At 67.3% G+C, this 12,643-nt stretch carries 3 protein-coding genes and 1 pseudogene; 3 read left to right on the top strand and 1 reads right to left on the bottom strand.

Features of this window, described 5'->3' with window-relative positions; genetic code table 11:
* Positions 1-231: DoxX family protein (locus ON38_RS21870; protein ID WP_039826801.1), on the bottom strand; the 231-nt coding region annotated here is incomplete at its 3' end.
* 311 nt (positions 232-542) lie between these two features.
* On the opposite strand from ON38_RS21870, the gene ON38_RS21865 reads away from it, so the two are divergent.
* The 3 genes and pseudogenes from ON38_RS21865 to ON38_RS21855 form a co-directional block, all read left to right on the top strand.
* Positions 543-971 carry a PPOX class F420-dependent oxidoreductase gene (locus tag ON38_RS21865; RefSeq protein ID WP_039826800.1) on the top strand — a complete coding sequence of 143 codons (429 nt, stop codon included), beginning with the start codon at positions 543-545 and terminating at the stop codon, positions 969-971.
* Positions 972-1,179: 208 nt separating this feature from the next.
* Positions 1,180-1,936 (top strand): annotated as a pseudogene (gene cobM / locus ON38_RS21860) (precorrin-4 C(11)-methyltransferase).
* Between the two features lie 353 nt (positions 1,937-2,289).
* On the top strand, positions 2,290-12,643 hold a 10,354-nt coding region (locus ON38_RS21855; protein WP_051165054.1), incomplete at its 3' end, for a non-ribosomal peptide synthetase.

Here is a 12,643-nt window from a genome sequence, read left to right as displayed (position 1 = left end):
GATGATCAGACCGGTGGCCGCGGCCACGCCGAGCACGGGGACAACGAAACCGGCGAGCAGTCCCAGCGCTCCGGCGCTCTTGGCCAGCGCCAGCCGGTTCCACCACGACCGCGGCACGCCGTACTGTTCGAGCGATTCGACCACGAACTGCTTCTTCGCGAACAGCGAGTAACCCGAGAATCCGACCCACAGGGCGGTCAGCGCGGTGACGACGTAATAGGCGATGTCCATGACGAACCTCTTCTCTCCTGCCGGTGGATCCCCGGCGCACACTGCATCGACGACGCGGGCCCTACCGGTGTGACAGCGGTGGCCTGCCTGCGGTCGAACGTGCGGAGTGCCGGCGGCTGTCGAGTTCGATGGCGCCGTGACCCCGCAGGTAGAGGCGCACGCTCGCACCGACCGCTGTCCTCGTCGGACAGGCATACTCGGGGCGAGGCCGGCCCGACGCATCGGCGGCGGGCGGCCCCGGGTTCAGGAGGGGTCCGACCCGCGGGGCCGTAGGCGAGGTAAACGGCCCCGGCCGCCCTAGGCTTGACCCTATGGCCTCACTTTCCGACCCCAAGGTGCGTGAATTCCTCAGTTACGGAACCCGAACCGCCAAAGTGGCGTTCACCGCGAGCGACGGGCGTCCGCTGGTGACGCCGGTGTGGTTCCTGCTCGACGGCGACGAGATCGTCTTCAACACCGGTAAGGAGACCGCGAAGGGGAAAGCGTTGCAGCGCGACCCCCGGATCGCGATGGTGGTTGACCTCGAGGAACCGCCCTACGCGGCGGTGCAGATCCAGGGCACGGTCACCCTGTCCGAGGATCCGGCCGAGTTGCTGAGGTCGGCGACCGCGATCGGCGGCCGCTATATGGGTACGGCCCGCGCCGACGAATTCGGACGGCGTAACGGGGTGCCGGGCGAACTCCTGGTCCGGGTACAGCCGACCAAGATCATCGCGTTCTTCGACGCCGTGGGGAGCTGACCGGGCGCCTCGCCCCGGCTGCGGCCCGCCGGCATCCCGGTGGCCACGCGCGCGGGGTCGCGGTGTGTACGCGACCGGCGGGCCGCGCGGGGTGCGGATCGGGCGCGCCGCGCCGGTGGAGATCCGGCGTACCGGTGGTCGCGACCGCATCCGCCGGGCCGGGCACGTGGCGGCCGGACCGGGAATGTCCGGCGCCTACACTCCACCCATGACTGTGCACTTCGATCGGGGCCGGGCCGGGCGCCGCGGATCTGCTGACGGTGCGCGCGGTGGAGTTGCTGCGGCGCTGTCCGGTCTGCCTGTACCCGGGCACCTATCTGGATCCCGAGGTGCTCGCTCATTGCGCGCCGGCCACCGAACTCATCGATACCCAGCGGCTCGACCTGGACGAGATCACGGCGCATATGGTGCGCGCCACAGCGGCCGGCCGCGAGGTGGCGCGGTTGTGCTCGGGTGATCCGTCTCTCTACTCCGCCCTGACCGAACAGACGCGCCGGCTCGATATCGCCGGCGTGCCGTGGGATATCACCCCGGGCGTGCCGGCCTACGCCGCCGCGGCGGCGTCGCTGGGTACGGAGCTGACCGTCCCCGAGGTCGCGCAGTCGGTGGTGCTCACCCGGACGCAGGCGCGGTCGACCGCGATGCCGCAGACCGAGGCACTGGCCGGGTTCGCGCGCACCCGGGCCACGCTGGTACTGCACCTGGCGATCACCCGTATCCGGCAGCTCGCGCTGGAGCTCGTCGCGGAGTACGGGCCGGACTGCCCGGCCGCGGTGGTCTATCGCGCGAGCCGGCCGGACCAGATCGTGCTGCGCGGCACATTGGCCGATATCGCGGATCGGGCCGAGGCGGCGGGTCTTTCCCGGGCGGCGGTGATCCTGGTGGGACGGGCGCTGGAGACCGGTATCGATTGTGCGCAATCGCACCTCTACGACCCGATGCGTGACCGCAGTCACCTGGGCTGATGAGGGCGGGAGGGCCGGACTGCCCGGGGTCGCCCGGAAACCGCCCGCTGACCGGTGGCACCGTCGCCGAACCCGGTTGGTGACACGGCTGTGCTTCGGTAGATTGGATCGGTGGTCAGGAGTCGACGCCCGGGTGCGATGGCACGGTGGCATGGGGCACCGGGTGTGCCGGGTGGTACGGGGCACCCGATGTAACGGCTCCGGCTTCACAAACGGATAACTCCGATGGACATTTCTGCCTGAGCAAACGAGAAGTGGGCCTGGAACCGCGGTTGCCGCGCTGTCGGCGGTGCGCGTCGCAATCCGGGTGTTGACGGGAAGCGCACGCGTGCGTTCCGGAAGCGAGGTTACGGTTGGACCGGCTGGACAACGGCGGGAACGGTACGGACAGTGGCGCAGCAGCCACGGACGGGAGCCTGTTCCCCCTGTCGCCCGCGCAGCTGGGCATCTGGTATGCGCAGCACTTGGACCCACAGGTTCCGATCAATATCGCACATTACGTCGAACTGCACGGTGATCTCGACGTCGACACCCTGACCCGGGCCGTCCTGGCCGCCTCCCATGAGGTGGGCTCCTCCTTCCTGCGCATCGTCGAGCGCAACGGGGAGCCGCTGCAGTGGGTCGACCATTCGATTGCCGACTACGACAGGGTCGGCTATGTCGATCTGCGTGATGCCGACGATCCGGTCGCCGCCGCCCAGGAGTGGATGCACGACGAGTACAGCCGTCCCCTGGAGCTGACCAAGGACCGTCTGTCCGTTTCCTTCGCCCTGCAGTTGGGCGAAGAACACTGGTACTGGTACTCGCGCGTCCACCACATCGCGATCGACGGTTTCGGCGCGATGACCACCATGAATCGGATCGCCGAGTACTACACTGCCCTGTCCACCGGGTCCGAACAGTCACCGTCCAAGGCTGTGCCGCTGACCACGCTGTACGAGCAGGAAATCGCCTATCGCGGCAGTACACGGTTCGAATCGGACAAAGCGTACTGGGCCGAACGCGTCCCGGACCCCGAGGCGGGTACCGGTCTCACCGCCCGGACGGCTCCGCCGGCCGCCCGCAAGGGAGTACACCGCGCGGCGCTTGTCGATGACCGGAAGGCTGCGCTGGACGCGGCCGTGGCCCGGCGCGATTCCACCTCGGCCCAGGAAGCTCTGGCCGCCTTCGCGGCCTACCTGGCCCAGTGCACCGACACCCGCGAGGTGGTGTTGAGCCTGCCCGTCACCGCGCGGGTCACGGCGGCCATGCGCCGTTCGGCCGGTGTGCTGTCGAATATCGTGCCCCTGCGGCTGCGCGTCGGGACCGATACCACGGTCGCGGAGTTGCTGCGGCAGGTCCAGGTAGAGGTGGCCGGGGCGCTGCGCCACCAGCGCTACCGGAGCGAGGACATCCGCCGGGACGCCGGCGTGACCACGACATCGTTCGGTCCGCTGGTCAACATCATGCTGTTCGACGACGAGATCGTTCTCGGTGAGATGGTCGGCACCATGCAGGTGCTGACGACGGGCATCATCGGCGATCTCAGCGTCAACCTCTATCAGTCGATGCGTGGCGCCGCCCTGCATCTGGACTTCGAGTACAACCCCAACCTGTACACGACCGCCGAGGCCGGCGGGCACCACACGCGTTTCCTGGAATTCTTCGACCGCTTCCTCGCGGCCGGTACCGATACGCCGGTGTGGGAGCTGGAACTCACCACCGCGCCCGAACGCTCCCGAATGCTGGGGGAGTGGAACGATACGGCGCGGGCGGTACCGAGCGTCACCCTGCCGGTCCTGCTCGCCGAGCAGGCGGCGCGTACGCCCGACGCTATCGCCGTTGCCGCCGAGGGCCGGGCGCTCACCTATGCCGAATTCACCGGTCGGGTCAACCGGCTGGCGCGCCATCTGGTCGAGGCGGGGGTGGGCCCGGAAATACCGGTCGCGATCGCGATGCGCCGGTCGGTCGAGTTGGTGGTGGCCATCCACGCGGTCGTCGCCGCGGGTGGCGCGTATGTGCCGCTGGATCTCGACCATCCGGCCGAGCGGATCGACTATGTGCTCGATACCGCCGCGCCGTTGTGCGTGCTGACCAGCAGCGCGGACGCGTTCGACACGCAGCGTCCGGTGGTGGTGGTCGACGAGGTCGACCTGGCCGGTTACGCGGATACGGCTCTGTCGGACGCTGATCGGCGCGAGCCGCTGCGTGAATCGAACCTGGCGTATGTGATTTTCACGTCGGGTTCGACGGGCCGGCCGAAGGGTGTGGCGGTTTCGCATTCGGCGATCGTGAATCAGGTCGCGTGGATGCTGTCGCAGTATCCGATGGATGCGTCGGATGTCTATCTGCAGAAGACCGCGACGACGTTCGACGTTTCTCTGTGGGGTTATTTCCTGCCTTTGGCGGCGGGCGCGCGGTTGGTGGTCGCGTCCCCGGATGGTCATCGGGATACCGAGTATCTGGCGCGGACCATTGCCGAGCAAGAGGTGACGGTGACGGATTTCGTGCCGTCGATGTTGGGTGTGTTCGCTGCCCATACTGCGGCGGGTTCGATTCCGTCGCTCGAGCATGTGTTCGTGATCGGTGAGGCGTTGCCGCCGGAGACGGTGACGGCGATGCACGCGATTTCTGGTGCGGCTGTGCATAACTTGTATGGTCCGACCGAGGCCGCGGTGTCGATCACGTATTGGCAGGCCACGGGTGGTGAGTCGGGCAGTGTGCCGATCGGTGTGCCGGAGTGGAACAGCCGTGTGTATGTGCTCGACAGCAGGTTGCGGCCGGTTCCTGCTGGTGTGACGGGTGAGTTGTATCTTGCGGGTGATCAGCTGGCGCGGGGGTATGTGACCCGTCCGGATCTGTCGGCGGATCGGTTCGTGGCGAGCCCCTTCGATACGGGGCAGCGGATGTATCGGACCGGTGACCTGGTGCGGTGGCGTCGCGCCGAGGGCGACTCCGGTTCGCAGCCCGTTCTCGAGTATTTGGGTCGTACCGATTTCCAGGTGAAGTTCCGTGGTCAGCGGATCGAGCTGGGTGAGATCGAGTCGGCTCTGCTGGCGCAGCCTCAGGTGAGTCAGGCCGTGGTGACGGTCGCGGCCTCGGATCTGGGTGAGCAGTTGGTCGCCTATGCGGTGCCGGCACCCGGCGAGCAGATCGAATCGGCTGCGCTCCTGGAGTCCCTGCGTGGGGTACTGCCGGTGTACATGGTTCCCGCGGTGGTCATGGGGCTGGACGCGTTCCCGTTGAACACTTCCGGGAAGCTGGATCGTAAGGCCTTGCCGGCGCCGGTGTTCGAGACCCGGGAGTTCCGTGCGCCCTCGACTCCGATCGAGGAGATCGTGGCGGGTGTGTTCGCCGACATCCTCGGTATCGAACGGATCGGCGCCGATGACGACTTCTTCGCACTCGGCGGTAACTCGCTGATCGCGACCCAGGCCGCGGCGCGGCTCGGTGCCGCGCTCGATTCCACGGTGCCGGTGCGTGCCCTGTTCGAGGCGCCGACCGTGGCCGCTCTGGCCGTGCGGGTCGAACAGCTCGCCGGCGCCGGCGGGCGCCCCGCCTTGGTGCGGCGCCCGCGCCCGCCCCGGGTTTCGGTCCCGGGTGGGACAGCGGCGGGGGTGCCGCTGTCGCCGGCGCAGCAGCGCATGTGGTTCCTCAACCGTTTCGACGGAGGGTCGGCCGCCTACAACCTGCCGCTGGCGCTCCGCCTGTCCGGTGATCTGGATGTGGAAGCCCTGAGTGCGGCGGTCGCCGATGTGGTCGCCCGGCACGAGGTGCTGCGGACGGTGTATCCGGAGACCGAATCGGGTCCGGTGCAGGTGGTGTTGCCGGCCGGGGACGCCGCACCGCGTCTGCGGGTGCGTTCGGTGGCCGCCGAGGACATCGTGCCGGCGGTGGCGGAATTGGCATCCGCCGGTTTCGATGTGGCTGCCGAGGTACCGCTGCGGGTCGAGCTGTTGCGTGTGCGGGACGCGGGTGATACCGACGAAAAATACGGTGCGGCAGGCGAATTCGTGCTCGCGATGGTGGTGCACCATATCGCGGCCGACGGCGCCTCGGTGGCGCCGCTGACTCGGGATGTGATGACCGCCTACGCGGCTCGTTCCGTGGGCGCGGTGCCGGATTGGGCGCCGTTGCCGGTGCAGTACGCGGATTACAGCATCTGGCAGCGGGAGCTGTTGGGTGATGAGGCCGATCCGGAGTCGATTGCTGCGCAGCAGGTCGGATTCTGGCGGTCGACGCTGGCGGGTATTCCGGATCAGTTGGATCTGCCCTCGGATCGGCCGCGTCCGGCGGTGCAGTCGTTTGCCGGTGGCCGGGTCGAGGTCGCGATCGACGCGCAGACCCATGCGGGTTTGCAGCGGGTTGCTCGGCAGCAGAACGCGACCTTGTTCATGGTGGTGCATTCGGCGTTGGCGGTGTTGTTGTCGCGGCTGTCGGGTGTCGATGACATCACGATCGGTACGCCGGTGGCCGGTCGTGGTGAGCAGGCGCTGGATGATCTGATCGGTATGTTCGTGAACACTCTGGTGTTCCGGACGCAGTTGGATCGTGGTGAGTCGTTCGCGGATCTGCTGGCGCGCCAGCGCGAGATCGATATCGCCGCCTATGCGCATGCCGATGTGCCGTTCGAGCGTTTGGTGGAGGTGCTGAATCCGGCACGTTCGACCGCGCGGCACCCCTTGTTCCAGGTGGGGCTGACCTTCCAGAATCTGGGGGAGTCGAGTCTGGAGCTGCCGGGCCTGAGGGTGTCGGGTGTCGATATCGATACCGAGATCTCGCAGTTCGACCTGAACCTGATCGTCAACGACTCCTATGACCTCACCGGCGACCCGGAGGGCCTGGCCGGGTATCTGACCTATGCCACCGCGCTGTTCGACCACGCCACCGTCCAGGGCTTCGTGGACCGGTTCGTGCGGTTGCTGCGTGAGATCGTCGAGGCGCCGGAGACCGCTGTCGGTGATCTGGAGATCCTGGCGCCGGTCGAGCGCGACCAGGTGCTGGCGGAATGGAATGCCACCGAGCACGCGCTGCCGGAAGGGCTGCTGCTGGATCGGTTCGAGGCTGCTGCCGCGGCGCATCCGGAACGAGTGGCGATCTCGTTCGAGGGGACGAGTCTGTCCTATGGCGAGTTCGCGGGCCGGGTGAATCGGCTGGCGCGGCATCTGATCGCCCAAGGGGTGGGCCCGGAGACGCTGGTGGGGCTCTTGGTCTCCCGTTCGGTGGATCTGGTTGTCGGGATGTATGCGGTGGTCGCGGCGGGTGGTGCGTATGTGCCGTTGGATCCGGCGCATCCGGCGGAGCGGATCGGTTATATTCTCGATACCGCGGCACCGTTGTGTGTGTTGACCTCCACCTCTGATGCCGGTGCGGTACCCGAGGGGACGGGTGTGCCGGTGCTCGAGTTGGACGCCTTGGATGTGTCCGGGTACGCCGATGGGGCCGTGACCGATGTGGATCGGTTGGCGCCGGTGCGGTCGTCGAATACGGCGTATGTGATCTTCACTTCCGGTTCGACGGGTCGGCCGAAGGGTGTGGCGGTTTCGCATTCGGCGATCGTGAATCAGGTCGCGTGGATGCTGTCGCAGTACCCGATGGGTGCCGACGATGTGTATTTGCAGAAGACCGCGACGACGTTCGACGTGTCGTTGTGGGGTTATTTCCTGCCCTTGGCGGCGGGTGCGCATTTGGTGGTCGCGACTCCCGACGGTCATCGTGATCCCGAGTATTTGGCGCGGACCATCGCCGAGCAAGAAGTGACGGTGACGGATTTCGTGCCGTCGATGTTGGGTGTGTTCGCTGCCCATACTGCGGCGGGTTCGATTCCCTCGCTCGAGCATGTGTTCGTGATCGGTGAGGCGTTGCCGCCGGAGACGGTGGCCGCGATGCACGCGATCTCCGACGCCGCGGTGCATAACTTGTATGGTCCGACCGAGGCCGCGGTGTCGATCACCTATTGGCAGGCCACCGGCGGTGAGTCGGGGAGTGTGCCGATCGGTGTCCCGCAGTGGAATTCGCGTGTCTATGTGCTGGATTCGCGGTTGCGGCCGGTTCCTGCTGGTGTGACGGGTGAGTTGTATCTTGCGGGTGATCAGCTGGCGCGTGGTTATGTGACCCGTCCGGATCTGTCGGCGGATCGGTTCGTGGCGAGTCCGTTCGATACGGGGCAGCGGATGTATCGGACCGGTGACCTGGTGCGGTGGCAGCGGGTGGATGGCCGGCCGGTGCTCGAGTATTTGGGTCGGACCGATTTCCAGGTGAAGTTCCGTGGTCAGCGGATCGAGCTGGGTGAGATCGAGTCGGCGTTGCTGGCGCAGCCTCAGGTGAGTCAGGCCGTGGTGACGGTCGCGGCCTCGGATCTGGGTGAGCAGTTGGTCGCCTATGCGGTGCCGGCGCCGGGCGCGCAGATCGAATCGGCAGTGCTGCTGGACGCGCTGCGCGGCGTCTTGCCGGTCTACATGATTCCGGCCGTGGTCATGGGGCTGGCCGCGTTCCCGTTGAACACTTCCGGGAAGCTGGATCGTAAGGCATTGCCGGCGCCGGTGTTCGAGACCCGGGAGTTCCGTGCGCCCTCGACTCCGATCGAGGAGATCGTGGCGGGTGTGTTCGCCGATGTGCTCGGTGTCGACCGCGTCGGTGCCGACGATGATTTCTTCGCACTGGGTGGTAACTCGCTGATCGCGACCCAGGTCGCGGCACGCCTGGGTGCGGCGCTGGACACCACCGTGCCGGTGCGGACGCTGTTCGAGGCGTCAACCGTCGCCGCGTTGGCCGCTGCCGCGGAATCGGCGACGGGGCGTGGGGATCTGCCGGTTCTGGCGGCGCGGGAGCGGCCGGAGCGGGTGCCGTTGTCGCTGGCGCAGCAGCGGATGTGGTTCCTGAACCAGTTCGACACGGATTCGGCCGCCTACAACCTTCCGGTCGCCGTCCGGCTGACCGGTGATCTCGATATCGCCGCGCTGAAGCAGGCGGTCGCCGATGTGGTGGGCCGGCACGAGACGCTGCGGACGGTTTATCCGGCGCAGGACGGCCGGCCGTACCAACTGGTGCTGCCCGTCGGCGAGGCGGTGCCGGACCTCGCTGCGGTTACGGTGCCCGCCGACGAGTTGCGGGCGCGGGCCGTCGAGGTGATGTCGGCCGGCTTCGACGTGTCGGCGGAGGTGCCGTTGCGGGTGGCACTGTTCCACCCGGGCGGCGATGAATACGTGCTGGTGTTCGTGATGCACCACATCAGTGCCGACGGCTGGTCGATGGGGCCGCTGACCCGGGATCTGGTGGCCGCTTATGCCTCGCGCGCCGCCGGTTCGGCGCCGGTGTGGTCGCCGCCTGCGGTGCAGTACGCCGATTACAGCCTGTGGCAGCGTGAAGTTCTGGGTTCGGAGGATGATCCGGCGAGCCTGGTCAGTGCCCAGGCCGCCTATTGGCGCGAAGCGCTGGCCGGGTTGCCGGACGAGTTGAACCTGCCTGGTGACCGGCCGCGTCCGACGGTGCGGTCGGTCGTCGGTGGCACTGTGCCGTTCCAGATCGACGCGGAGTTGCATCGGGCGGTGTCGCGGTTGGCGGCCGAGCACAACGCGACGGTGTTCATGGTGGTGCATGCGGTGCTGGCGTTGCTGCTGGCGCGGTTGTCGGCTACCGATGATGTGGCGGTGGGTACGCCGATCGCGGGTCGTGGTGAGGCCGAGCTCGACGATGTGGTCGGGATGTTCGTCAATACGTTGGTGTTGCGGTCGCATGTGCGGGGTGAGGCGAGTTTCGCGGAGTTCCTGGCGGCGACGCGGGAGGCGGATCTGCAGGCGTTCGCGCATGCCGATATCCCGTTCGAGCGACTGGTCGAACTGGTCGACGTCGAGCGTTCCACCGCCCGGCATCCGTTGTTCCAGGTGGCGTTGTCGTTCGAGAACCTGCCGCCGGCCGATTTCGAACTGCCCGGACTGCGGGTCGGCGCTGTCGATTTCGATATCGATCCGGCGAAGTTCGATCTGTCGCTGCGTATCACCGATTCCGATTCGGGTCTCGCGGCCGCGTTCCTCTATGCCCGTGACATGTTCGACGACGACACCGTCGAAGTCTTCGCCGGCCGGTTCCTGCGTTTGTTGTCGGCGGTCGTGCGCGATCCGCAGGCGCCGATCGGTGACCTGCCGATCCTCGACGGTTCCGAATTCGGGCTGTTGACCCATGTGCACGGTGACGATGTCATGGCAACCGGGCTGCTGCCGGACATCCTCACCCATGGTGCGCGGGTGAATCCGGACGGTGTGGCGGTGCGTTACCGCGGCCGTTCGGTGACCTATCGGGAGCTGGACGCCCAGTCGTCGCGGTTGGCGCGGGTGCTCATCGAACGCGGGGTGGGTCCGGAGCGGATCGTGGCCTCGGCGTTGCCGCGGTCCTACGAGGTCGTGCTGGCTTTCTGGGCGGTGGCCAAGGCCGGTGGCGCGCATCTTCCGGTAGATCCGAAGTATCCGCTCGACCGGGTGCGGCATATGCTCTCCGATTCCGGGGCTGTGCTGGGCCTTACCAGTAGCGAACATGTGGACCGGTTGCCCGGCGATGTGCAGTGGCTGCTGCTCGACGATCCGGAACTGCAGGCGCGAATCGATGCCGAATCGGACGCCGCGGTGACCGATGCCGATCGGATCGCGCCGTTGGCGATGGCGCATCCGGCGTATGTCATCTACACCTCGGGGTCGACCGGTCTGCCCAAGGGCGTGACGGTGACCCATTCCGGTCTCGGTGGCCTGGTCGATGTGGCGGCCGATCTGTACCGGCTCGAGTCCCGGCATCGGTTCCTGCACATCTGTTCGCCGAGTTTCGATCCGTCGGTGCTGGAATGGGTCTGCGCCGCGTATGTGGGTGCGACGCTGGTCGTGGTGCCGGGCGAGATCATCGGTGGCCCGGAACTCGCCGAACTCCTGCGCGCGGAAGCGGTGACCCATGCGGTGATCACTCCCGCGGTGCTGGGCACCGTGGATCCGACCGGTCTGGACGCGCTGGAAATGGTGTCGGTCGGTGGCGATGTGACCACCCCCGAACTGCTGGCCAAATGGGAGCCGGGGCGCACGTACTTCAACGGGTACGGACCGACCGAGACGACCATCATCTCGTCATATGCGCGGCTTTTCGCCGGTGACCACGTCACCATCGGCAAGCCGGTGCACGGTATGGCGGCGCTGGTGTTGGACGCGCGGTTGCGGCCGGTGCCGCCGGGTGTAGCGGGTGAGCTGTATCTGGCCGGTGGTGGATTGGCGCGTGGTTATCTGAATCGACCGGGGTTATCCGCGGATCGGTTCGTCGCCAACCCGTACGGTTTCGAGGGTTCGCGGATGTATCGCACCGGTGACGTGGTGCGCTGGTACGCCACACCCGGTGCGCGGGCCGGTAACGAGGCGTTGCCGGCGGTGAACTGGGAACTGGACTATGTGGGCCGGTCGGATTTCCAGGTCAAGGTTCGCGGTTTCCGGGTGGAACTGGGCGAGATCGATACGGCTCTGGGTGCCCATCCGGACGTGGAATTCGCGATCACCGTCGGCCACGACACCGATGCCGGTGCGACGATCCTGGTGTCGTATGTGCTGGCGGTGCCGGGGCGCAGTGTCGATACCGCCGCGGTGACCGAGTTCGTCGCGGAGCGGTTGCCGGCGCATATGGTGCCGTCGGTAGTGATGGTCCTGGACGAGATCCCGCTGACCCCGGTGGGCAAGCTGGACCGTAAGGCGCTGCCGGAACCGGTGTTCGAGGCCCGTCGGTTCCGTGCCCCGTCGACTCCGATCGAGGAGATCGTGGCGGGTGTCTTCGCCGAAGTCCTGGGCATCGAGCGGGTCGGTGCCGACGATGATTTCTTCGCGCTCGGTGGTAACTCGCTGATCGCGACCCAGGTCGCGGCCCGTCTCGGGGCCGCCCTGGACACCACCGTGCCGGTGCGGATGCTGTTCGAAGCGTCCACCGTCGCCGCGTTGGCCGCTGCCGCCGAGACCGCCACCGGCCGGGGTGATCTGCCGGTGCTGGCGCCGCGGGAGCGGCCCGAGCGGGTGCCGTTGTCGTTGGCGCAGCAGCGTATGTGGTTCTTGAACCGGTTCGATGGTCGGTCGGCGGCTTACAACATTCCGATGGCTGTGCGGTTGTCCGGTGATCTGGATGTGGCGGCGTTGCGTGCGGCGGTGGCCGATGTGGTGGGCCGGCACGAGGTGTTGCGGACGGTGTATCCGGAGACGGATTCGGGTCCGGTGCAGGTGGTGCTTCCGGTTGTGGATGCGGTGCCGGAGTTCCGGGTGCGGTCGGTGGCTGCCGGGGATGTGGTGTCGGCGGTGTCGGAGTTGGCGTCGGCGGGCTTCGATGTGACGGCCGAGGTGCCGTTGCGGTTGGCTTTGTTCGAGGTGGGACGGTCGGACGTCGCCGGGGAAACCGGCGAGTTCGTGCTGGCGATGGTGGTTCACCATATTTCCGGTGACGGCTCGTCGGTGGGACCGCTGATCCGTGATCTGATGACCGCTTATGTCGCGCGGATCGCGGGTGCGGTGCCGGATTGGGCGCCGTTGCCGGTGCAGTACGCGGATTACAGCATCTGGCAGCGGGAGCTGTTGGGTGATGAGGCCGATCCGGAGTCGATTGCTGCGCAGCAGGTCGGATTCTGGCGGTCGACGCTGGCGGGTATTCCGGATCAGTTGGATCTGCCCTCGGATCGGCCGCGTCCGGCGGTGCAGTCGTTTGCCGGTGGTCGGGTCGAGGTCT

Origin of the sequence: Nocardia testacea NBRC 100365, from assembly GCF_000308775.1 — a bacterium.
GTDB lineage: Bacteria > Actinomycetota > Actinomycetes > Mycobacteriales > Mycobacteriaceae > Nocardia > Nocardia testacea.
Note: the sequence above shows the minus strand (reverse complement) of the source record. Positions and strands in the feature narration are given on the sequence as shown.